Source organism: Ruegeria sp. CDSC085, from assembly GCF_059610465.1.
Genome location: NZ_JBXWNR010000004.1, coordinates 36700 through 59960, shown reverse-complemented (window position 1 = coordinate 59960; position 23261 = coordinate 36700). Strand labels below are relative to the sequence as shown.

Here is a 23261-nt window from a genome sequence, read left to right as displayed (position 1 = left end):
AGTGCACCGTTTGCGAGGTTTTGGTTGCGCTCAGCCTCGCTGAACGCGCCCTTTACCCGTAAAGTGCTCGTGCCTCGGCGAAGGACAACAGGCGGCGGCTCTGCTCGTCCCACAGATGCAGGCGCGCGTTGGCGAGGCTTTCGCGGATTGTCATCCGGTTGCTGTTCGCCAGCTCATCATGATCGCGCAGCACTTCGGTCAGGCGGTAGAACGGAATTCGGCTGTAGAGGTGGTGTACATGGTGGATGCCGATATTGGCGCTGAACCACTGCAACACCGAGGGCAGGATGTAGTGTGAACTTCCGTGCAACGCCGCTTCGTGTAGTTGCCAGTCTTCATCGGATTCCCAATGTGTGCCCTCGAACTGGTGTTGTACGTAGAACAGCCAAACTCCGGCCGTAGCGGCAATCAGGGTCGAGGGCAGGAAGATCAGCAACATCGGCATCAGCCCGCCAAAATAGTAGATGGCCACGAGTGCAACCAGAATGGCAAGATTGGTGGCCATCGCGCTGACCCAGAACCTGACGCTGTCTGTCAGGCCCAGCGGAAGGCGGTTTTGAAACAGGAACAGATAGCCAGGGCCAAGCACGAACAGGGTAATCGGGTTTCGATACACGCGGTACCAGAACCTGTTCATCGGTGTTTTGGCCTGATACTCGGCCACGGTCAGGGTGTGGATATCGCCCATCCCGCGCTTGCCCAGATTGCCGGAACTGTTGTGATGTGTGGAATGGGTGCGGCGCCAGACGTCATAAGGCGTCAGCGTCAGAACTCCGATTCCACGCCCGATCCAGTCACTGATGGTTCGATTCTTGAAGAACGCGCCGTGCCCGCAATCATGCTGAATGGCGAACAGTCGCAACAGGAAGGCCGCGTTGAGGACGGAAATCGCAAAGGCCAGCCAATAGCTGACTGACAGCGACATCCAGGACAAACCCCATAACGCGAAGAAGGGGATAATACTGACACCCAACTCGAAGAAGCTGCGCAGCTGGTCCGGTTCGCGATATTTGGCAAGCGTCGTTACCCAGTCGCGTGCAGCGGTAGTCTCCGGCTTATCCCGGAGCGAGAGAGAGGGTTCAGTCATACGCCTGCCAGTCTAGTGTTTGCAGGCAACCGGATAGACTACCACCCCGGCATGGCAAGAGGTTTTTGACAAAGTTGCTATATTTCGCAGTCAATTTTCGGTCAGAAGCGGGCTGGGGTGCCCTTTCTGTATCACTTAGACAGCCTGGTTCGGGACCCTCTGCCGACATCGCAAGGCGGATGGCAATCTACAGGCTTGTCAAGTGTGGTTATCGGGCCTATACGCCTGCGGTGGCATTCCGCCACGAGAATCAAAACCAAGAAATGCCGTGTTTGGCCCATCACGCTTCGGGGTCATATCCGGCTTAGGAGAAGCGAAATGAAACTGAATGAATTGCGCGACAATCCTGGCGCCTCAACGAAACGCACGCGCGTCGGTCGTGGTCCGGGTTCCGGCAAAGGTAAAATGGGTGGCCGTGGAATCAAAGGCCAGAAATCCCGTTCGGGTGTAGCCATCAATGGCTATGAAGGCGGTCAGATGCCCTTGTACCAGCGTCTTCCCAAGCGTGGCTTCAACAAGCCGAACCGCAAGGAATTCGCCGTTGTCAACCTGGGGCTGATCCAGAAATTCGTCGAAGCCGGCAAACTGGACGCTACGGCTGCGATCACCGAAGACGCTCTGGTTGCGTCCGGTCTGGTCCGTCGCAAGCTGGACGGTATCCGCGTTCTGGCCAAAGGCGAAATCAGCGCCAAGATGAACCTGGAAGTGACCGGTGCTTCGAAATCTGCTGTCGAGGCAGTTGAGAAAGCGGGCGGTTCACTGAAGGTCACAAAAGCTGCTGCGGCAGAGTAATCGCTTGTGAGCGGGCAAAGACCCGCTTACATAGACCTCAGAGTTTTCCAAGACGCCGTCCGAGCCGGAAAACGGTTCCGGGCGGCGTTTGCATAAGAGAGACCGATTTATGGTATCAGCAGCAGAACAAATGGCAGCCAACACAAGCTGGGCTGCTTTAGGCAAAGCCACCGATCTGCGCAACCGCATCCTGTTCACGCTGGGTTTGCTGATCGTCTATCGTCTGGGCACCTTCATTCCGGTGCCGGGGATCGACGGAGCAGCATTGCGCGAATTCATGGAGCAGGCGGGGCAGGGCATCGGCGGCATGATTTCGATGTTCACCGGCGGGGCGCTGGGGCGGATGGGTATCTTTGCCCTCGGCATCATGCCCTATATCTCGGCCTCGATCATCGTTCAGCTGCTGACATCGATGGTTCCCGCGCTTGAGCAACTCAAGAAAGAGGGCGAGCAAGGGCGCAAGAAGATCAACCAGTACACCCGGTTCGGCACCGTGGCGCTGGCCACCGTTCAGGCCTATGGTTTGGCCGTTTCGCTGGAATCGGGCGATCTGGCGACCGATCCGGGTCTCTATTTCCGGATGTCGACCATGATAACGCTGGTTGGCGGCACCATGTTCCTGATGTGGCTGGGTGAGCAAATCACCGCACGCGGTATCGGCAACGGCATCTCCCTGATTATCTTCGTGGGTATCATTGCCGAGGTTCCGGCCGCTCTGGCGCAGTTCTTTGCAAGCGGACGCAGCGGTGCAATCAGCCCTGCCGTCATCGTTGGCGTGATCGTCATGGTGATCGCTGTCATCACCTTCGTGGTGTTCATGGAACGTGCATTGCGCAAGATCCACATTCAGTATCCGCGCCGTCAGGCCGGTATGAAAATCTACGAAGGCGGCTCCAGCCACCTGCCGGTCAAGGTCAACCCTGCGGGTGTCATTCCGGCGATCTTCGCCAGCTCGCTGCTTCTGCTGCCGGTCACGATCTCGACCTTCTCGTCAGGTGCTGCGAACGGACCGATCATGTCTTGGCTGCTGGCCAATTTCGGCCCCGGACAGCCGCTTTACCTGCTGTTCTTTGCGTCGATGATCGTGTTCTTTGCGTATTTCTATACGTTCAACGTGTCGTTCAAACCGGACGATGTGGCGGACAACCTGAAAAAGCAGAACGGATTTGTGCCCGGTATCCGGCCCGGCAAGAAAACCGCCGAGTATCTGGAATATGTGGTCAACCGCGTTCTGGTGCTGGGTTCGGGCTATCTGGCGGCGGTCTGCCTGCTGCCCGAGATCCTGCGCGGCCAGTTCGCCATTCCGTTCTATTTCGGTGGCACCTCGGTTCTGATTATCGTCTCTGTGACCATGGACACGATCCAGCAGGTTCAGAGCCATCTGCTTGCGCATCAATACGAAGGGCTTATCGAAAAGTCCCAACTGCGTGGCAAAGGCAAGAAACGCGGCAGAAAGGGAGCTGCTCGTCGATGAACATCATTCTTCTGGGCCCCCCGGGGGCAGGCAAGGGAACGCAGGCGCGTCACCTGGTTGAAACCCGCGGTATGATCCAACTGAGCACGGGTGACATGCTGCGCGAGGCGCGGACCAGCGGCACAGAGATGGGCAAGAAGGTTGCAGCGATCATGGACGCGGGCAAGCTCGTCACCGATGAGATCGTCATCGGTCTGATCGAAGAGAAACTGACCACCGAAAAAGGTGCTGGCTTCATCTTTGACGGTTTCCCGCGCACATTGGCACAAGCCGATGCGTTGGCAGCTTTGCTGACCAAGCTGGGCCAGTCGCTGCACACTGTGATCGAGATGCGCGTAGACGATGACGCCCTGGTGGATCGGATCACCGCACGCTCGACCTGCGGCGGATGTGGTGAGGTCTACAACGACAGGACCAAGCCGATCCCGGCTGATGGAAAGTGCACCAATTGCGGCAAGGAAAATGACTTCGTGCGTCGCGCCGACGACAACGAGGAAAGCCTGCGCACGCGTTTGATGGAATATTACAAGAAGACGTCGCCGCTGATTGGGTATTACTACGCCAAGGGTGATCTGCGTCCGGTGAACGGGCTGGCGGATATCAAGGAAGTCACCGCTTCGATCGAAGCCATCTTGGGCTGAACGTCAGGTTTTTGGTGTTCTAGAATGCCTACTATAAGGCTTCTGCCGTATTTCTGGTTGGCCTTCTTGGGGGCATTGTACTGGGTGGATTAGCCGTGATGAGTATAGGTGGCCTGAATACCCATATGGATTTTTGTAACGACCAAACCAGCATTCATTTCATCTTCGATCAGTATGTCAGAGAGAAGGTTTGCTGGCCGGATTGATATGGACTTGACGCCGAGCTTAAAAGCCCATATCGACCCCCATCCCTAAAGGGAATCAAGATCGCGTGAGGGATTCGTCGCTTGCGCCCCGACCACCTCGAATAATACTGGACCCTCTGGCGTCACTGCCACGGTCAGGTGTTGTGAAAAAAGGTTCCGGAGTTACGGAACCGCAACAAAAAGGAAAGTGACACGTGGCACGTATTGCCGGCGTAAACATCCCGACTGCAAAGCGGGTACCTATCGCCCTCACATATATCACCGGTATCGGAAACACCTCGGCCAAAGCGATCTGCGAAGCCGTAGGTATTGAAGCGCACCGTCGCGTCAATGAATTGTCCGACGCCGAAGTTCTGGCCATCCGCGAGCACATCGACGCAAACTTCACCGTCGAAGGTGACCTGCGTCGTGAAGTGCAGATGAACGTGAAGCGCCTGATGGACCTGGGCTGCTATCGCGGTCTGCGTCACCGCCGCAACCTGCCGGTTCGCGGTCAGCGTACCCACACCAATGCTCGTACCCGCAAAGGCCCCGCAAAGGCCATTGCTGGTAAGAAGAAATAAGGGAGGGTCTGACTGATGGCACGTGACAAGACTCGCGTTAAGCGCAAAGAGCGCAAGAACATCGCATCGGGCGTTGCCCATGTGAACTCGACCTTTAACAACACCAAGATCCTGATTTCGGACGTGCAGGGCAACGCCATTGCATGGTCCTCTGCCGGGACCATGGGTTTCAAAGGGTCGCGTAAATCGACACCCTACGCCGCTCAGATGGCTGCAGAAGACGCAGGCAAGAAGGCGCAGGATCACGGCGTCAAAACGCTCGAAGTCGAAGTTCAGGGGCCCGGTTCGGGCCGTGAATCGGCACTGCGCGCGTTGGCTGCAGTGGGCTTCAACATCACATCGATCCGAGATGTGACACCGATTGCTCACAACGGTTGCCGCCCGCCGAAGCGTCGTCGCGTCTAAGCGATTTGGAATTGAGCTGGGGCTGTGTGTACGCACGGCCCCAGCACGTCATTTTGAACCTCGGGCGTCTGCACCTTGTTGGTCATGGGGCGCGGACAGGAATGGAGGGATTACATGATCCACAAGAATTGGGCAGAATTGATCAAGCCGACCCAGCTGGAAGCCAAGCCGGGTAATGATCCTGCACGTCAGGCCACCCTGGTTGCTGAACCGCTGGAGCGTGGCTTTGGTCTGACCCTGGGCAACGCCCTGCGCCGCGTCCTGATGAGCTCGCTGCAAGGTGCGGCCATCACCAGCGTCCAGATCGACAACGTCCTGCACGAGTTTTCGAGCGTGGCAGGCGTTCGTGAAGACGTCACCGACATCATCCTGAACCTCAAGCAGGTTGCCTTGCGCATGGAGGTCGAAGGCCCCAAGCGCCTGTCGATCAATGCCAAAGGCCCCGCAGTCGTCACCGCCGGTGACATCAGCGAGAGCGCCGGCATCGAGGTTCTGAACCGCGATCACGTCATCTGCCACCTGGACGATGGCGCAGACCTGTTCATGGAACTGACCGTCAACACCGGCAAAGGGTATGTCTCGGCTGAGAAGAACAAACCCGAGGATGCGCCTATCGGCCTGATCCCGATCGACGCGATCTATTCGCCGGTCAAGAAGGTTGCCTATGATGTTCAGCCGACCCGTGAAGGTCAGGTTCTGGACTATGACAAGCTGACCCTGAAGATCGAAACCGATGGTTCGATCACGCCGGAAGACGCGCTGGCTTTTGCCGCTCGTATCCTGCAGGATCAGCTGTCGATCTTCGTCAACTTCGACGAGCCGGAATCGGCAAGCCGTCAGGACGAAGACGATGGTCTGGAATTCAACCCGCTGCTCCTGAAGAAGGTGGACGAGTTGGAACTGTCGGTCCGTTCGGCAAACTGCCTGAAGAACGACAACATCGTTTACATCGGCGACCTGATCCAGAAGACCGAAGCCGAGATGCTGCGCACCCCGAACTTCGGCCGCAAGTCGCTGAACGAGATCAAGGAAGTGCTGTCCGGTATGGGTCTGCACCTCGGCATGGATGTCGAGGACTGGCCGCCCGACAACATCGAAGATCTTGCCAAAAAATTCGAAGACGCGTTCTAAGCGCGTCTTCCCCAATGCCCGGGTTTCCGGGGACAAAATGGGCATTCACGCCCCAAGGAGAGCCGGTGACACGCATCGCCGGCCAGACAAAGCAAAACGCTGAAGAAGGAACTAGAAAATGCGTCACGCACGTGGTTACCGCCGCCTGAACCGTACTCATGAGCACCGCAAGGCTCTGTTTGCGAACATGGCTGGCTCGCTCATTGAACATGAGCAGATCAAGACAACTCTGCCCAAGGCAAAAGAACTGCGCCCGATCATCGAAAAGCTGGTCACTCTGGGCAAACGCGGCGACCTGCACGCCCGCCGTCAGGCCGCATCGCAGCTGAAAGAAGACAAAGACGTCGCCAAGCTGTTCGAAGTTCTGGGCCCCCGCTATGCCGAGCGTCAGGGCGGTTATGTCCGCATCCTGAAAGCAGGCTTCCGCTATGGCGACATGGCCCCGATGGCGATCATCGAATTCGTTGACCGTGATCTGGACGCCAAAGGCGCGGCTGACAAAGCCCGCGTTGCCGCTGAAGAGGCCGCAGAAGAATAAGATCTGACCAATGTCAGAATACAACCTCCGTTCGGGAAGCCGGGCGGAGGTTTTTTCGTTCAAGCTTACCGGGACATGTGACAGGGCACACTGACGCGCCGACTTGCAATTCGGATTGGGTGTCAGCATATCTGAGCCAATCAAAAAAACGGAGCCGCCATGATCCGCGCGATGCTGACCCTTGTTGCTTTGACCTGCGCCACGCAAGGTAATGCTGAAACGAAAGTTCCGCAGTCACAAACAGAGATTTCCCTGGGGTTTGCCCCAGTCGTCAAGCAAGCCTCACCGGCGGTGGTGAACATCTATGCCAAGATCGTCCGGCAGGACCGGGCAAACCCGTTTTTCTCGGATCCGTTCTTTCAGGATTTCTTTGGCCGGGGTTTTGGAGAACCACGCCAGCGGGTGCAGAACTCGCTGGGCTCCGGGGTTATTTTGTCTGACGATGGTTACGTTGTTTCCAACTATCACGTGGTCGGGTCCGCGACCGAGATTCGGGTTGTTACGACGGATCGACGCGAGTTCTCGGCCAAGGTTGTGCTGGGTCATGAGGAAAGCGACATAGCGATCCTACGTCTGGAAGAGGCAGAAGACCTGCCTTCCCTGACCTTGCGCGATTCCGATCTGGTCGAGGTTGGAGAGCTGGCCCTGGCCATCGGAAATCCATTCGGGGTGGGGCAGACGGTGTCGTCCGGCATTATCTCAGGGCTGGCGCGCACCGGAACCGCAACAGGGAATGCGCGCGGCTATTTCATTCAGACAGATGCGGCAATCAACCCGGGTAACTCTGGTGGGGCATTGATCGATGTGAATGGCCTTCTTATCGGGATCAACACCTCAATTCTGACCCGGTCGGGTGGATCAAATGGCATCGGCTTTGCCATCCCGGCAAATCTGGTGGAGGAGTTTCTGAAGCAGGCGCAGCAAGGAAATGACAGTTTCGTCAGCCCATGGGCGGGCATGTCGGGTCAACACATGAGCGCGGATATCGCGGAATCCCTTGGTCTGGCGATCCCGTTGGGCGTTGTGATCTCTGACCTGCATGAGCTCAGCCCGCTGCGTGATGCCGGGTTGCGCGTAGGGGATGTCGTCACTCATGTGGACGGGGACGAGGTGAATTCGCCCGCCGAGATGAAGTTTCGGATGTCTGTTGCCGGGGTGGGTGGGACATCGGTTCTGACCCGCTTGCGTGGTGAGCAGAGCGATAAGGTTGAGGTGGCCCTGATCAAAGCCCCTGATGTTCCTGCCGCCGAAGAAACGACGCTGGATGATGGCACTGTTCTGCCGGGGCTGGTGGTATCTCGGGTCAATCCGGCAGTGATTTCCAATATGGGCTTGTCGCTGTCCCAGACTGGTGTCGTTGTTGTCGATCCCGGCCCATATGGCGGCCGCGCGGGTTTGCGACCCGGGGATATTCTTGAAAGCATCAATTCTGAAGAAATTCAGCGCCCACGGGACGTTGAAACCGCGCTGACCGATCCGGGCCGGCGCGTACAGATGGGTCTTATGCGCGGGGGGCGGTCAGTCTCTTTGCGGTTCCGGTTGTGACCTGTGAGTGATCTGTTCGATGCCGGGGCGGCAGAACCCGCCGCTTCCCCACACCGGCCTCTGGCTGACCGGTTGCGGCCTCGATCCCTGGCCGAAGTGATCGGGCAGGAACAGGTGCTGGGCCCCGAAGCCCCGCTGGGTGTTATGCTGGCGGCAGGTAGTTTATCCAGCCTGATCTTCTGGGGCCCACCCGGAGTTGGAAAGACGACGATTGCACGGCTGTTGGCACAGGAAACCGATCTGCACTTCGTTCAGATCAGTGCGATCTTTACCGGTGTGCCGGATCTGAAGAAAGTCTTCGAGTCCGCCAAAATCCGCCGCCAGAACGGGCAGGGCACGTTGTTGTTCGTGGACGAGATCCACCGCTTCAACAAGGCACAGCAAGACGGGTTTCTGCCCCATATGGAAGACGGCACCATCCTGTTGGTCGGCGCAACGACCGAGAACCCGTCCTTTGAACTGAATGCCGCTGTGCTCAGCCGGTCGCAGGTGCTGGTGCTGGAACGGCTCAGCCTTGCCGATCTGGAGCGCCTGACCCAGCGGGCCGAAAAAGAGCTGAACCGTGCGTTGCCATTGACGCCTGCCGCACGCGATGCGTTGCAGGAGATGGCCGATGGCGACGGTCGGGCTTTGCTGAACCTGATCGAACAGGTTTCGGCGTGGAAGGTGGATGCGCCGCTGGGCCCCGATGCGCTGTCGACGCGATTGATGCGGCGGGCTGCGAAGTACGACAAGTCTGGTGATGAGCATTACAACCTGATCTCGGCCCTGCACAAATCGGTGCGCGGCTCTGACCCGGATGCGGCTTTGTATTGGTTTGCGCGCATGCTGACCGGGGGCGAGGACCCAAGGTATCTTGCACGCAGGATCACACGCATGGCCGTCGAGGATATAGGCTTGGCCGATCCACAGGCGCAGGCCATTTGCTTGCAATCGTGGGAAACCTACGAACGTCTGGGTTCCCCGGAAGGAGAGTTGGCGCTTGCTCAGGCGCTGGTCTATCTAGCCCTGGCGCCAAAATCCAACGGCACCTATGTCGGCTACAAGGCGGCAATGCGATTGGCCAAGCAATCCGGCAGCGAGCCACCGCCCAAGCATATCCTGAACGCGCCGACCTCTTTGATGAAGGATCAAGGATATGGTGCAGGCTATGCCTATGACCATGATGCCGAGGACGGGTTTTCCGGTCAGGACTACTTCCCCGAGACAATGAAACGCCCGGTTCTGTATCAACCGGTCGAACGTGGGTTTGAGCGTGAGTTGAAGAAGCGCCTCGATTACTTTGCCAAGTTGCGGACGCAGCGGAACAGCTAGTTACGCAGGGTCAGTTGTGGACCTTCCGCGGCGTCACAGGCGACAGGATTGAAATTGGACGCTTCCCTCGGGTCAACGCTTGCAGGGGAGGGCTTGGTATGCCGGTTTCAATCGAAAAATCCGAGAGTGTCTGGACCGTCATTCACGACAGGCCGGATGCGCGGAATGCTGTTGATACGGAACATGCCGAGGCTCTGGTTGAGGCATTTCTGAGTTTTGAGGCCAGTTCGGCCAAGGCTGCGGTATTCTGGGGCAAAGGTGGCAATTTCTGTGCAGGGTGGGATCTGAAACTTGCCGCATCGCTGGCCGATCCCGAGCGACGCGAAGCATATTTCGACAAACACAGCTTCCCCATCGGGTCGGCCCCTTCAACGCTGGGGCCCATGGGGCCTTCGCGGCTGGAGCTTTCGAAGCCCGTCATTGGCGCGATTGAGGGTGCGGCAGTGGCCGGAGGAATGGAGCTTGCCTTGTGGTGCGATATCCGGGTCATGGCGGAAACGGCTTACTTGGGTGTTTTTTGCCGCCGTTGGGGGATTACCCTGATGGATGGTGGCTCGGTCAGGTTGCCGCGTCTGGTGGGGCAGGGCAAGGCGTTAGAGATTGCTCTGACCGGGCGCAAGGTCGAAGCTGAAGAGTGTTGCAGGATTGGGCTGGCGGAAAAGGTCGTCTCACATGGCACAGCACGCAGTGCAGCCGAAAAAGTGGCCCATGAAATAGCCCGTTTTCCACAAGAGGCCGTTCGTGCAGACCGCCGATCAATCATTGAAACACATGGAATGCCGGTACGTGACGCGCTGAAGGCAGAATGGGCCAACGGGTTGGACGCCATTCGCCGAGAAGGTACCGCTGGGGCTGGCCGGTTTCGGGATGGAGCAGGGCGACACGGCAACTTCTCGAACATCTGAGAACCACAGCCAGATACCTTGACTCTTGCCGCGTTGCGCGCGACAGACGCCCATGATTTCTGGGACACGGGTAAACACGCAATCCGGGCGGATCACCCGCGCGGAACAAGGGGTAATGGCATGAGTGGCGTACAGATGATTACAGTCGCTGAAGGGGATGGGGACCAGCGTGTAGACCGTTGGCTGCGCCGCCTGTTTCCGCATGTCAGCCAGGGCCGCATTGAAAAAATGTGCCGCAAGGGAGAATTGCGTGTTGACGGAAGCCGCGCCAAGGCCTCGACCCGACTAGAGGTAGGGCAGGTGGTTCGCGTGCCGCCCCTTCCGGATGCCGATCACAAACCGGCTGAGGTCAAACATCGTATCTCGGATGCGGATGCCAGGATGATCCAGTCCTGCGTGATCTATCGTGACGATCACATTCTGGCCCTGAACAAGCCGCATGGCTTGCCGGTGCAAGGCGGTAGCGGGCAGACGCGACATGTTGACAGCCTGTCCGAAGCATTGCGGTTCGGCTATGACGAGAACCCTCGGCTGGTCCATAGATTGGACAAGGACACGTCAGGTGTTTTGCTGCTGGCCCGCACGCGGGAGGCCGCCAAGGGTCTGACGGCCGCCTTCCGTCATCGTGATACGCGCAAGATCTACTGGGCGCTGGTTGCCGGTGTTCCGACACCGTACCTGGGTGAGATCAAAACCGGCCTTGTCAAAGCGCCGGGTCATGGCAAGCACGGTGAGGGTGAAAAGATGATCCCCGTGCATATGAGCGAAATTGACAGCACTCCGGGCGCGAAACGCGCGCATACGCATTACGCAACCCTCTATCGGGTTGCCAGCCGCGCTGCATGGGTGGCGATGGAGCCGATCACCGGACGTACGCACCAATTGCGGGCTCATATGGCCGCAATCGGGCATCCGATCATAGGCGACGGAAAATACGGCGGTTCGGGTCAGGAAAACCTTGGCGACGGATGGGGTGCGCAATTGGGCGGGGTCATCAGCAAAAAGCTGCATTTGCACGCAAGGCGGCTGTCCTTCCTGCATCCGATGACGCGGAAACCGGTGACGGTGACGGCGCCCCTGCCCGAGCATATGAAACACAGCTGGGATACGTTCGGATGGAGCGAAGATCTGGCGACTGACGACCCGTTTGAGGAGCTGCAATGAGCGCACCCTTGCGGCTGGTCCTGTTCGACGTCGATGGTACCCTGGTCGACAGTCAGGGCAGCATTGTTCACTCCATGACCACCAGCTTTCAGGCCGTGTCCGTGCCGGTTCCGACGCGTGAGGCGATCCTGTCCATTGTCGGCTTGTCGCTGCCGCACGCTATCGCGCGGTTGGTGCCGGAACAGCCTCTTTCGGTCCAGAACGATCTGGTCGAAGGATACAAGGAGGCTTATCACGCCCATCGGCTTGACTTGGGCGCGGCAAGTTCGCCGCTGTACCCCGGCGCAAGAGAGGCAATTGAAGCATTGTACGCCGTGCCCGACGTGCTTCTTGGCGTGGCAACCGGCAAGTCGCAGCGCGGGTTGGACGCGCTGATCGAAGCGCACGGGTTGGAAGCGTATTTCGTGACCCGGCAAGTCGCGGATCACCACCCTTCAAAGCCGCATCCGTCCATGGTGCAGACCGCATTGGCGGAAACCGGGGTCGATCCGGCCTGTGCAGTGATGATCGGCGATACGAGCTATGACATGGATATGGCTGCGGCTGCCGGAGTTCGTGGCATCGGCGTAACCTGGGGCTATCATGACCGATCGGCTTTGACCGCTGCCTCTTGCACTATCGAAACCTTTGACCAGTTGCCAAATGCGCTGGCCGGGATGTGGGACTAGAACATGAGCGACTGGAAACCGAAGCGCTTTTGGAAAAACAGCACCGTAGTCGAGGCCGATGGCGGGTTTACAGTTGAGCTTGATGGCCGCCGTGTCAAAACACCCGCCAAGGCAGGATTGATCCTGCCAACCCGTCCCATGGCCGAAGCGGTCGCAGCGGAATGGGACGCCCAGGAAAAAGAGGTTGATCCCGCAGAAATGCCGTTCACCCGTTCTGCAAATGCAGCGATTGACAAAGTCCGCATCCAGCACGGGGAGGTTGCCGACATGCTGGCCGACTATGGCGACTCTGATTTGTTGTGTTATCGCGCAACCCATCCGCAAGAGTTGCAGGATCGCCAGACCGCCGAATGGGACCCCGCCCTGGATTGGGCCGAGACCGCGCTGTCCGCCCGTCTGGTTCCGGTTGCCGGCGTACTGCATCAACCGCAGTCGGGAACTGCCCTGGCGACATTGCGGTCTCGGGTGCGTGGGCTGGATGCGTTCCAACTGGCCGCTTTTCACGATCTGGTCAGTTTGTCGGGGTCATTGATTCTTGGCTTTGCGGTCGCCATGAACTGGCGCAAACCGGACGAGATATGGCGCATTTCTAGGTTGGATGAAACCTGGCAGATTGAACAATGGGGCCATGACGAAGAAGCCCATGAGGTTGCCGAGGCCAAGAAAGCGGCCTTCATGCATGCCAAACGCTTCTTTGACCTATCGGTTTGATCCTTAATTCCTGATTTTTGAGCAAATCTGTAAATAGCTTGGGGCCTGATCCATCGTTTTCGATGATCCGGCTCTTGACGTTTGTTTATGAATACGCCCAAACTCAGTGCCACTAAAGGGGAGACACCTTTGGGGTAACCTATCCGGCATCCACTTGCCGGGCAGAGCCGTCTCGGACGGGGCGGAAAATCAGGAAGAGGTAAAAATGAAAAAATCCGTAATCTTGGGCGCGGCAACGATTGCCGGTCTTGCTGCTGGCGCAGCCATGGCAGGGACCGTTGACGACGTTAAAGCACGCGGCAAGCTGAATTGTGGTGTGACCACCGGTCTGGTTGGTTTTGCTGCGCCCGACGCAAATGGCGAATGGCAGGGCTTTGACGTATCGCTGTGCCGCGCTGTTGCTGCTGCCGTTCTGGGCGACGCCAACGCCGTTGAATTCGTTCCGACCACTGGTAAGACACGCTTTACCGCTCTGGCCTCGGGCGAGATCGACATGCTGGCAAGGAACACCACCTGGACCTTCAGCCGCGATGTTGACCTGAAGTTCGAATTCACCGGCGTGAACTATTATGACGGTCAGGGCTTCATGGTTCCCAAAGCGCTGGGCGTCAGCTCTGCCAAAGAACTGGACGGTGCCCGTGTCTGCATCCAGACTGGTACCACCACCGAGCTGAACCTGGCCGATTTCTTCCGTGCCAACAACATCAGCTACGAGCCGGTTCCGATCGAAACCAACGCCGAAGCGCAGCAGCAGTACCTGGCTGGTGCATGTGACGTTTACACCACCGACGCATCGGGTCTGGCTGCAACTCGTGCCACCTTCGAAGCGCCGGACGAGCACATCCTGCTGCCCGAAATCATCTCGAAAGAGCCGCTGGGCCCGCTGGTCCGTCATGGCGACCACGAGTGGGGCGACGTCGTGCGCTGGACTCTGAACGCACTGGTTTCGGCTGAAGAGCTGGGCGTGACATCGGCAAACATCGACGAACTGAGCGCCGGCACCGACAACCCGGAAATCAACCGCCTGCTGGGTACAGAAGGCACTCTGGGTGAAATGCTGGGTCTGGACGCGGACTGGGCTGCCAAAGCGATCAAAGCTGGTGGTAACTATGGTGAAATCTTCGCCAAGAACATCGGTGAAGAAACACCGATCGGTTTGGCGCGAGGCCTGAACGCACAGTGGACCGAAGGTGGTCTGCTTTACTCGCCTCCGTTCCGCTAAGACATCAATGGAAGAGGGCGCAGGGCAACCTGCGCCCTCTTCTACAATAAATTGCTGCGGGCAGATGCAGAGCGGGGAAAACCTCGCCGATATTTAACAGCTCGCAAGCCACGGGGATCCCAAAATATGTCGACTATGACTGACCCACCGAAAGCAGATTTTCGGTTGTCTATGCTCATAAACGATACCCGCTATCGCTCTCTTACATTTCAGGTGATTGCGGCCATCGTTATTGCGCTTTCGATCTGGTATCTGGGCAACAACCTGATCCAGAACCTCAGGGCCGCAGGGCTCAATATTTCCTACTCTTTCCTCGGCGATTCCGCCGGGTATGACATCAACCAGCGTCTTGTAGAATATGACAGTCAGTCATCACATGCACGCGCAGCGCTCGTAGGTTTGCTGAACACACTGCTTGTCGCCTTTCTGGCTTGTATTACAGCAACGATTTTTGGTGTGATCGCGGGTGTTCTGAGACTGTCGAACAACTGGCTCGTATCGAAGCTGATGGCGGTATATGTCGAGATCTTCCGGAACATACCGGTGCTGATCTGGATCATCATCATCTTCACGATCATGACGGCTGTGCTGCCGCCGCCAAGCGAGTTCCGTGGGGAAAACCCGACGTCATCGATGCTGTTTGGTTCTTTTGCCTTTACCAACCGGGGCATTTATTTCCCGCGTCCTGAATTCGCCAGTGGCGTGTTTGCATCGGCAGCCCTGAACTGGTTGCTGGTCATCGCCGTTCTGATCGGATCTTGGTTTGTCAGTGGCGAAGTTGAAAAACGCGCAACGAAGAAACAGGAAGAAACCGGCGAGCGTCCCGCGACGCTGTTGCCGAAACTGGCAATCTGGCTGGTGCCGTTGGTGCTGTTGATGGTCATCATGGGCCTGACCTGGGACGTCCCCGAGCTGAAGCGCTTTAACTTCAGCGGTGGACTGAATGCAGGCGGCCCGCTGATTGCGTTGTGGTTCGCCCTGTCGATTTACACCGGAGCCTTTATCGCGGAAAACGTGCGCGCGGGTATTCAGGCGATCAGCAAAGGTCAGACCGAGGCCGCAGCCGCGCTGGGCTTGCGTCAGGGACGGATCATGAAACTGGTCATCCTGCCCCAGGCATTGCGGGTTATCATCCCGCCGCTGATCTCACAGTATCTGAACATCACCAAGAACTCGTCTCTTGCGATTGCTGTTGGCTATGCGGATATCACCGCGACACTGGGTGGTATCACCCTGAACCAGACCGGTCGAGCGATCGAATGCGTTCTGCTGCTGATGTTGTTCTATCTCACAGCTTCATTGCTGATTTCGACGGGGATGAACATCTACAACGCTTCCGTCAAGCTGAAGGAGCGCTGAGCCATGAGTGATCAAGCAACAAACCCGATCGCCTTCGTGGCCGAAGGCACAATCCCGCCCTCTCCGCCGCCGGCGAATGAGACGGGTGTCATCAAATGGCTGCGTGAGAACCTGTTTTCAGGGGTCGCCAACTCAATCCTGACGGTGCTGTCACTGATCCTGATCTACATTCTTCTCAAGAATACCCTGCCATGGATTCTGAACGGAGTGTGGAATGCCAACTCGCTGGCAGAGTGCCGCGAGATTCTGGGGGATAAGACCGGAGCCTGTTTCGCGGTTCTGACGGAACGCTGGCCTCAGCTGATCTATGGGTTCAAGTACCCCACCGATGCTTTTTGGCGCCCGAATCTGGCTTTTGTGCTGATGCTGGTGGCCATTGCCCCGGTGCTGTTCTTTGACCTGCCCCGCAAGATGCTGTTGTTCACTGCGGTCTATCCCTTCCTGGCGTTCTGGCTGATCTGGGGTGGCACGATCCTTGTTCCTCTGGTTGCACTTGTCGGCTGCGTTGCTGCCGGTGGCGTTTTCCAGAAGCTGGGCAACAACAGCTTTGCTGCAGGGTTCTTCGGAGCAATCGTGACCGCCCTGGTCATCTGGAAAGTCGGTGGAGCCCTGATCCCGGAAGGTGCATCAGATAATGCGTGGCTGACGGCCGTTCCCAGCCGTGATCTGGGTGGTTTCATGCTGAACATGATGCTGGGCGTGACCTGTGTTTCGCTGTCGGTGCCACTCGGGATCGCACTGGCCCTGGGGCGACAGTCGAACATGCCGCTGATCAAGTGGGTCTGCGTCATCTTTATCGAATTCATCCGCGGCGTGCCTTTGATCACGCTGCTGTTCGTGGCTTCGGTGATGCTGGCGTATTTCTTCCCGCCTGACAGCACGGTCGACCTGTTCCTGCGCGTCGTGATCATGATCACCATGTTCTCATCCGCCTATATCGCCGAGGTGATCCGCGGCGGTCTGGCAGCGCTTCCGCGGGGGCAGTACGAGGCGGCAGATAGCCTTGGGCTGGATTACCCGCAGGCAATGCGGCTTATCATCCTGCCGCAGGCCCTGAAGATCTCGATCCCCGGGATCGTGAACGTGGCCGTGGGCCTGTTCAAGGATACGACACTGGTTTCGGTCATCTCGATGTTCGATCTTGTGGGCATGATCCGGGGTCCCATCCTGGCGTCGACCGAATGGAACGGCGTTTACTGGGAGCTTCTGGGCTTTGCTGCGCTTCTGTTCTTCGTCGTCTGCTACGGCATCTCTCAATATTCACAGTGGCTCGAGCGTCGCCTTGCCACCGATCATCGTTAAGGAGTTCAACGCATGTCTGAACTTGCAATTGACCGCGAAATCGACCGCTCCAAGATGCAGGTGAGCGACGAAATCGCCATCGACATCAACCAAATGAACAAGTGGTACGGGTCTTTCCACGTGCTTCGCGACATCAATCTGACCGTCAATCAGGGCGAGCGGATCGTGATCGCGGGCCCGTCGGGCTCGGGCAAATCCACCCTGATTCGTTGCCTGAACGCGCTGGAGGAACACCAGCAAGGCACCATTGTGGTGGACGGAATCGAGCTGTCGAATGATCTGAAGAACATCGACAAGATCCGGTCCGAGGTTGGCATGGTGTTCCAGCACTTCAACCTGTTCCCGCACCTGACCATTCTGGAAAACTGCACGCTGGCCCCGATCTGGGTGCGCAAGACGCCCAAGAAAGAGGCCGAAGAGCGCGCCATGCACTTCCTGGAAAAGGTGAAAATTCCCGAACAGGCCGACAAGTTTCCCGGTCAGCTTTCGGGTGGTCAGCAGCAGCGTGTGGCGATTGCCCGAAGCCTGTGCATGATGCCGCGTATCATGTTGTTCGATGAACCGACATCGGCGCTGGACCCCGAGATGATCAAAGAGGTGCTCGACACCATGATCGAACTGGCCGAAGAAGGCATGACCATGCTGTGTGTAACCCACGAGATGGGTTTTGCCCGCCAGGTCGCCAACCGCGTGATCTTTATGGATGCCGGTCAGATCGTGGAGCAGAACGAACCCGAAGAGTTCTTCAACAACCCGAAAAGCGAGCGGACCAAACTCTTCCTGAGCCAGATTCTGGGTCATTGATCCACACAAGGACTGAAAGAGCGAAGGCGGGGTATTGCCCCGCCTTTTTCTATTCGATCAAGTCGCGTGGGATGGTGAACCCCAGCACTGTCCCGGTGCGCCATTTGACTTCGGCCCAGCTGTTTTCGTCGAATGCCAAAACAGTTGTTGCACAGGTTGGATAATCGAAAAAGCGTATGTGATCAGGCGGTTGTCGCACCAGACGGTCGGCGAAATCGGCAATCCCGGGATTGTGGCCCAGCATCAACACAGTCGGTTCCGTAGCGCCCGAAAGCTCTCGCAACATGACCTCTGAATCAGCGTGGTAGAGCGCGCTGTGAAAACAGGTTTTATCGGCCTGCAAGCCCATCCGATCCCATGTCTCACGGGTACGGGTTGACGTCGAGCACAAGATTTCATCCGGGAGCCAGCCGTTTTGCCGCAACCAAGCAGCGATGGCCGGGGCAGACTTTCGTCCACGTTTGTTAAGAGGGCGTTCATGATCACCAAGACCCGGGTTATCCCAGCTGGACTTCGCATGACGTGTCAGGATCAGAGTTCGGGTCATGACGGATGAAAGGCTCTCATATGATGGGCCGATTGTTCGGGGTCGCGCCCTGCGCCTGTACTGAGGGGGCACGCAAGGCGGGCCAGACACCCACCAGACATGCAGGTCTGACCTTCAGAAGTGTCAAGATGGTCGTGGCAGCCACCGATGTTGTAGAAGTCCTGCGCGTTCAGGGCGCTGACCGGACAGGTCGTCGTGCAAGGCGCGGCGCAGGTTTCGCAAGGCGATACCCCGGAGGGGTCTGGGATGGCGAATTCTTCGGCAAAATGCAGTGCGCCCCGATAGGAAATCATCATGCCAACGGTATCATGCACCAGTGCGCCGACCGGGCTGCTGAACGTACGTCCTGATTTGAGCGCCCAGTCGATAAATGGGATGTACGGGGGGCCGCCAAACGGAAAATACGCCTGGGCGCCGAGCGCCACGGCCATCTGATTGACCACCCTTTTCGACCATCGGTCTACGGGGTCGGGCCGGTGCCATTCTGGTGAGGCTTTCAGTACGGGCCAGAAGTCTGCGCCGGCCCCCAACAGGATCAGGGTTCCGGTGTCCAGTTGTTTGGCTGCAACGTGGCGAGGATGCAGCGCGCCCATGACCATCAACCCTGCATGGCTGGCGGCGTTTTCAACCTGTTCATAAGGCGTAACGTCAGGATCAGAGGAAGGCTGTGCAAGATGTGTCATGTCTCCTCCTCTCGTGCGGGGATCAGTCCGGACGTATCAGTGACCCGGCCCCATGTTCCGTGAACAGCTCCAGCAGCACGGCATTCGGTGCACGCCCGTCCAATATGACAACCGCCCGCACGCCGCTGTGTAGGGCGTCCAGCGCGGTTTCTGTCTTTGGTATCATACCGCCTGCAATAGTGCCTTCGCGGGTCATTTCCCTTATCTGACCGGCCTTCAGTTCGGTCACAACGTCACCCGCAGCGTTCTTGACACCTGAAACATCCGTCAGCAGCAACAGACGGTCTGCCTTGAGAGCTGAGGCAATCGCCCCGGCTGCCGTGTCACCATTTACGTTGAATGTCTCGCCGTCGCGGCCCGCACCAAGCGGCGCAATGACCGGGATTACGTCATGGGAAAACAGATCATGCAGGATCTTCGGATTCATCTCGGCAGGAGTGCCGACAAAGCCCAGCGACGCATCTGTCTGATCGCAGACCATCAGGCTTGCGTCCTTGCCAGACAGGCCCACGGCCGACCCCCCCTGATCATTGATCGCCTGAACGATGCGTTTGTTCACGAGGCCGGACAGAACCATTTCGACCACTTCAACCGTGGCCTTGTCGGTCACACGTTTGCCGTTCACGAAATCGGATTGAATGTCCAGCTTGCCCAGCATTGCATTGATCATCGGACCACCGCCGTGGACGACCACCGGGTTCACACCGACCTGGCGCATCAAAACCACGTCCCGGGCAAAGCTTTCCATCGCCTCGTCGCTGCCCATGGCGTGACCGCCAAGTTTGATGACGACAATGGCTCCATCATAGCGCTGCAGATAGGGCAGGGCGCTATTGAGTGTGGCTGCGGTGGCGATCCAGTCCCGGTTCATATCTCGTGTCTTCATTGCTAAAGTCCTTCTGGAAAACCGTGTTAGGACCTTTACCCCACGCTGCCAAGGGCGAAGCTATTCCAGATGCGCAATGATGGACCGCAGGGTCGCGATGCCATCGCCCTTCTCGGAAGACGTAAGCACAATTTCCGGAAAGGCTGCGGGATGCTTGGACAACGCGGCCCGGGTTTGTTCCAGCACCTTCTCGCGCTCGTTGGCTTTGACCTTGTCTGCCTTGGTCAGCACGCATTGAAACGTCACGGCGCTGGTGTCCAGCAGCTTCATGATTTCGTCATCGACCGGTTTTACACCGTGGCGTGAGTCAATCAGGACAAAGGCACGGCGCAGCGTCTGGCGCCCACTGAGATATTGTTTCAGCAGCTTCTGCCACTTCTCGACCACTTTCACCGGCGCATTTGCATAACCATAGCCCGGCAGGTCCACGAGATAGAGTTCCGGGCCTTGGGTGAAAAAGTTTATCTCTTGCGTGCGACCGGGTGTGTTGGATGCGCGGGCCAGACCCTTCGTGCCGGTCAAGGCATTGATCAGGCTGGACTTGCCCACGTTCGAGCGCCCTGCAAAACAGACTTCCAACCGGTCAGGGGCAGGCAGACCGTTCATGGCGACAACGCCTTTGACGAACTCGGAAGGGCCTGCAAACAGTTTGCGGCCTTGTTCCATGGCGAATTCATCAGGGTCTTCGACCAGAGGGAAGGGTAGTGTGGTCATAGCACCTGCACCTCATCGTTGACGCGGATTTCGCCGCCTTTGATGACCTCGGCGTAAACGCCGAAATCCTGATGATCCCAGCTGTTCAGGGCGCGCAGCGTGTCCGCGTCCCGCTCGCCGGTTTCGGGATTGGCGGTGGTGGCCATACAACGCGTGATCCGCTCGCGTACGCGAAGCACGGCCTCGCCAATGCGAACGTCACGGCCCAGCCAGTCAAACTCATCCCACAACGGCAGACCTTCGAACCAGATATTGCCGCGCCACCGATCAATGGACAGAGTCTGGCCCAGTTTCTGTTCGACTGCGCGGTGCGATGCCATGTTGCACAGGCTGATCGACGGGAAATCGCTGTCGGTCATGCCGCGCCCGGGAACCCGAACGATCCGGGCAGATGCAGCACGATCCGCAGGCATAAGCGGCTTTACCCAATCCAGAAAGACTTCCTGCTCCGTATCAGGTTCAAAAGTCAATTCCGGTCGCTGTGGGTGGCGCAATGTGACCCGGTCGCCCAGTAATTCTGCCGAAATGGCCATCAGCTGCGGCGCTTTCGAACAGCGGCTGAAATTGAAACAGGGGGCCCAGTTCGAACCATCGGTTTTGGCCGCCTCATGAGCGACCGCCCAAACGCGATCCCCGGGCATGGTTTGCCCGGGGATGACTGTGACTTGGCTCAGGGCTTCACGCCCGTGGCTTTTGATCGGGTGGCGCCAAAGGCCTGAAACCGTTCCGCTCATTTGTTGTCCGTATTTGGCGTCCGCTTGAAACCGGACTTGATGTTTGCGAACACATCCGGCTTGTAGCCTTGGCTGCGCATGATCAGATATTGCTGCGTGAACGTGATCGTGTTGTTCGCAATCCAGTATACGACCAGGCCACTTGCGAAACTACCCAGCATGAACATGAAGACCCAAGGCATCCAGGCAAAGATCATTGCCTGCGTTGGGTCAGTTGGTGCCGGGTTCAGCTTCTGCTGCAGCCACATCGAGATACCCAGCAGCAGCGGCAGAATACCGATGAAGATCAACGCCATCAGGGTGTCAGGCTGCGGGCCGGCCCAAGGCAGCCAGCCAAAGAAATTCATGATCGATGTCGGATCCGGCGCGCTCAGGTCCTGGAACGGGCCGAACCATGGGGCCTGACGCAGTTCGATCGTCACGAAAATAACCTTGTACAACGAGAAGAAGATTGGAATCTGCAACAGAATTGGCAAACAACCCGCGGCAGGGTTTACCTTTTCCTTTTTGTACAGCTCCATCATGCCCTGCTGCATCTTCTGACGGTCGTCGCCTGCGGCCTCTTTCAGGGCTTCCATCTGCGGCTGCAATTCCTTCATCTTCGCCATCGAGACGTAGGACTTGAAGGCCAGCGGGAACAGGATTGCCTTGATGATCAGCGTCAGGCCGATGATCGACCAACCCATGTTTCCGATCAGGGCATTGATGTTGTGCAGCAGCCAGAAGATCGGCTTGGTCAGGAAGTAGAACCACCCCCAGTCGATGCTGTCGATGAACTTCTGAACACCTTCTGCCTGATACTCTCGGATGGTTTCCCATTCCTTGGCACCGGCGAACAGTCTTGTCGTGACCTCTTCCGTGGCGCCGGGCGCGACTGTAAGGGTCGGCAGTACTGTTTCTGTCTGGTAAATCTTGCGACGTGAGTCGTACTTGGCAGCGGTCTTGAAAGCAGCGCCCTCGGCCGGGATCAGGGTGGTCATCCAGTAGTGATCAGTGAACCCGACCCAGCCGCCTTCTTTAACCTGATAGACCTCTGCCTGCGCGCGTTCATCGGGATCGATATCGAAATCGCGTACATCGCCGTAGTCGATCTCATCCAGAACGCCGTCAGCCATGACCATAACGCCTTCATGAAGAATGAAGAAATTCTTCAGGCCCGGCAGGTCACCGTCTTCGCCGATACCGTGGCGTGCGAGGATACCGTAAGGGGCCATGCCGACCTCGGCGTCTGTGGCGTTCTCGACCGACTGAGTGACAGAGAACATGTAGTTTTCATCCACGGCAATGGTGCGGCGGAAGGTGAGGCCGTTTCCATTATCCCAGGCCAGAGTAATCGGTGCGTCAACACCCAGAGTTTCGCCCTGCTCAAGCGTCCAAAGGGTGTTCGGGCCGGGAACGTCCGTGGCCGACAAGCCTGCGCCGGGGGCCCAGCCATAAAGGGCATAATATGCGGATTCACTTCCAACCGGGGACAGAAGCTCGACGATCGGAGAATCCTCGGCCAGTGAAACCTTGTAGTCTTTCAGCGACAACTCATCAATTCGGCCACCGGCAAGCGACAGGCTACCAGTCAGACGGGGCGTGTCGATGCTGACCCGGGGCGCCTCGGCTTCGGGTTCGGCTTCGGTGGCGGTCGCAGTAGCTTCGCCGACGGTGCCGGTATCGGCGGCGCTGGGCGCCTGAACCTCATTCCCTTCGATGCTGGCGATTTCAGCCTGCTCCGTGGTTGGTGTGGGTTCCGGAGGAGGGAACAGCACGAACCAGACCAGGATCACGAGAAAGCTGAGCGCGGTTGCGAGGATGAGATTCTTGTTCTGATCGTCCATCTGGGACAGCCACCTTGAGCAGTGAAAGACACCCGCAGGG

Annotated in this window: 24 protein-coding genes; 17 read left to right on the top strand and 7 right to left on the bottom strand. The window is 57.9% G+C overall.

Annotated features, from left to right (window positions below; all coding sequences use genetic code 11):
• Window positions 1–52: 52 nt before the first annotated feature.
• Window positions 53–1087: a fatty acid desaturase gene (locus tag AC2FJB_RS08205; RefSeq protein ID WP_496682658.1), complete on the bottom strand. Its 1035-nt coding sequence runs from the start codon at window positions 1085–1087 to the stop codon at window positions 53–55.
• A gap of 318 nt (window positions 1088–1405) precedes the next feature.
• On the opposite strand from AC2FJB_RS08205, the gene rplO reads away from it, so the two are divergent.
• The 17 genes from rplO (at window position 1406) to AC2FJB_RS08120 (ending at window position 17831) form a co-directional block, all read left to right on the top strand.
• Entirely contained in the window at window positions 1406–1879 is a 474-nt protein-coding gene (gene rplO, locus AC2FJB_RS08200) for a 50S ribosomal protein L15 (protein ID WP_117870187.1), read from the top strand.
• Window positions 1880–1988: 109 nt separating this feature from the next.
• Window positions 1989–3353 carry a preprotein translocase subunit SecY gene (gene secY, locus AC2FJB_RS08195; RefSeq protein ID WP_117870185.1) on the top strand — a complete coding sequence of 455 codons (1365 nt, stop codon included), beginning with the start codon at window positions 1989–1991 and terminating at the stop codon, window positions 3351–3353.
• Window positions 3350–3994, top strand: coding sequence for an adenylate kinase (locus AC2FJB_RS08190; protein WP_496718050.1), 645 nt, complete (start codon window positions 3350–3352; stop codon window positions 3992–3994). Before secY ends, AC2FJB_RS08190 begins: the two co-directional genes overlap by 4 nt.
• 400 nt (window positions 3995–4394) lie before the next feature.
• A complete protein-coding gene (gene rpsM / locus AC2FJB_RS08185; RefSeq protein ID WP_008757392.1) occupies window positions 4395–4763 on the top strand; it encodes a 30S ribosomal protein S13 in 369 nt (122 codons plus the stop codon).
• A gap of 15 nt (window positions 4764–4778) precedes the next feature.
• Window positions 4779–5168, top strand: a complete 390-nt coding sequence (gene rpsK / locus AC2FJB_RS08180) for a 30S ribosomal protein S11 (RefSeq protein WP_058283499.1) — start codon at window positions 4779–4781, stop codon at window positions 5166–5168.
• A 114-nt stretch (window positions 5169–5282) separates the two neighbouring features.
• Window positions 5283–6299 (top strand): DNA-directed RNA polymerase subunit alpha, encoded by a 1017-nt coding sequence (locus AC2FJB_RS08175; protein WP_117870179.1) that lies wholly within the window; start codon window positions 5283–5285, stop codon window positions 6297–6299.
• A 118-nt stretch (window positions 6300–6417) separates the two neighbouring features.
• Window positions 6418–6837: a 50S ribosomal protein L17 gene (gene rplQ / locus AC2FJB_RS08170; protein ID WP_117870177.1), complete on the top strand. Its 420-nt coding sequence runs from the start codon at window positions 6418–6420 to the stop codon at window positions 6835–6837.
• A 159-nt stretch (window positions 6838–6996) separates the two neighbouring features.
• Window positions 6997–8382 carry a trypsin-like peptidase domain-containing protein gene (locus AC2FJB_RS08165; RefSeq protein ID WP_496718051.1) on the top strand — a complete coding sequence of 462 codons (1386 nt, stop codon included), beginning with the start codon at window positions 6997–6999 and terminating at the stop codon, window positions 8380–8382.
• A 3-nt stretch (window positions 8383–8385) separates the two neighbouring features.
• Complete coding sequence (locus AC2FJB_RS08160) at window positions 8386–9696, top strand: replication-associated recombination protein A (protein WP_496718052.1); 1311 nt, start codon at window positions 8386–8388, stop codon at window positions 9694–9696.
• Between the two features lie 98 nt (window positions 9697–9794).
• The gene (locus AC2FJB_RS08155; RefSeq protein ID WP_496718053.1) at window positions 9795–10601 is read left to right on the top strand and encodes a crotonase/enoyl-CoA hydratase family protein; all 807 of its coding nucleotides are present in this window, start codon (window positions 9795–9797) and stop codon (window positions 10599–10601) included.
• Window positions 10602–10721: 120 nt separating this feature from the next.
• Window positions 10722–11765, top strand: a complete 1044-nt coding sequence (locus AC2FJB_RS08150; RefSeq protein WP_496718054.1) for an RluA family pseudouridine synthase — start codon at window positions 10722–10724, stop codon at window positions 11763–11765.
• Window positions 11762–12433, top strand: coding sequence for an HAD-IA family hydrolase (locus AC2FJB_RS08145; protein ID WP_496672183.1), 672 nt, complete (start codon window positions 11762–11764; stop codon window positions 12431–12433). The genes AC2FJB_RS08150 and AC2FJB_RS08145 overlap by 4 nt, the downstream gene beginning before the upstream one ends.
• Before the next feature lie 3 nt (window positions 12434–12436).
• Entirely contained in the window at window positions 12437–13144 is a 708-nt protein-coding gene (locus AC2FJB_RS08140; protein ID WP_496672180.1) for an ATP12 family chaperone protein, read from the top strand.
• Window positions 13145–13349: 205 nt separating this feature from the next.
• Window positions 13350–14366, top strand: coding sequence for an amino acid ABC transporter substrate-binding protein (locus AC2FJB_RS08135; protein WP_117870166.1), 1017 nt, complete (start codon window positions 13350–13352; stop codon window positions 14364–14366).
• 126 nt (window positions 14367–14492) lie between these two features.
• On the top strand, window positions 14493–15725 hold the full coding sequence (locus AC2FJB_RS08130) for an amino acid ABC transporter permease (RefSeq protein WP_117870164.1): 1233 nt from the start codon (window positions 14493–14495) through the stop codon (window positions 15723–15725).
• 3 nt (window positions 15726–15728) lie between these two features.
• Window positions 15729–17027 carry an amino acid ABC transporter permease gene (locus AC2FJB_RS08125; protein ID WP_117870162.1) on the top strand — a complete coding sequence of 433 codons (1299 nt, stop codon included), beginning with the start codon at window positions 15729–15731 and terminating at the stop codon, window positions 17025–17027.
• Between the two features lie 12 nt (window positions 17028–17039).
• Window positions 17040–17831 carry an amino acid ABC transporter ATP-binding protein gene (locus AC2FJB_RS08120; RefSeq protein WP_117870160.1) on the top strand — a complete coding sequence of 264 codons (792 nt, stop codon included), beginning with the start codon at window positions 17040–17042 and terminating at the stop codon, window positions 17829–17831.
• A gap of 49 nt (window positions 17832–17880) precedes the next feature.
• Here the strand turns inward: AC2FJB_RS08120 and AC2FJB_RS08115 are convergent, their stop codons facing one another.
• The 6 genes from AC2FJB_RS08115 to yidC are packed head-to-tail and all read right to left on the bottom strand — an operon-like array spanning window position 17881 to window position 23221.
• Entirely contained in the window at window positions 17881–18378 is a 498-nt protein-coding gene (locus AC2FJB_RS08115; RefSeq protein WP_496718055.1) for a SixA phosphatase family protein, read from the bottom strand.
• The gene (locus tag AC2FJB_RS08110) at window positions 18375–19061 is read right to left on the bottom strand and encodes a ferredoxin (RefSeq protein ID WP_496718056.1); all 687 of its coding nucleotides are present in this window, start codon (window positions 19059–19061) and stop codon (window positions 18375–18377) included. The genes AC2FJB_RS08115 and AC2FJB_RS08110 overlap by 4 nt, the downstream gene beginning before the upstream one ends.
• A gap of 22 nt (window positions 19062–19083) precedes the next feature.
• The gene (gene argB, locus AC2FJB_RS08105) at window positions 19084–19947 is read right to left on the bottom strand and encodes an acetylglutamate kinase (protein WP_117870155.1); all 864 of its coding nucleotides are present in this window, start codon (window positions 19945–19947) and stop codon (window positions 19084–19086) included.
• 60 nt (window positions 19948–20007) lie between these two features.
• Window positions 20008–20661, bottom strand: a complete 654-nt coding sequence (yihA, locus tag AC2FJB_RS08100; protein ID WP_299899003.1) for a ribosome biogenesis GTP-binding protein YihA/YsxC — start codon at window positions 20659–20661, stop codon at window positions 20008–20010.
• Window positions 20658–21395, bottom strand: a complete 738-nt coding sequence (locus AC2FJB_RS08095; RefSeq protein ID WP_299899001.1) for an MOSC domain-containing protein — start codon at window positions 21393–21395, stop codon at window positions 20658–20660. The genes yihA and AC2FJB_RS08095 overlap by 4 nt, the downstream gene beginning before the upstream one ends.
• Window positions 21392–23221, bottom strand: coding sequence for a membrane protein insertase YidC (gene yidC, locus AC2FJB_RS08090; protein ID WP_496718058.1), 1830 nt, complete (start codon window positions 23219–23221; stop codon window positions 21392–21394). The genes AC2FJB_RS08095 and yidC overlap by 4 nt, the downstream gene beginning before the upstream one ends.
• Between the last annotated feature and the right edge of the window lie 40 nt (window positions 23222–23261).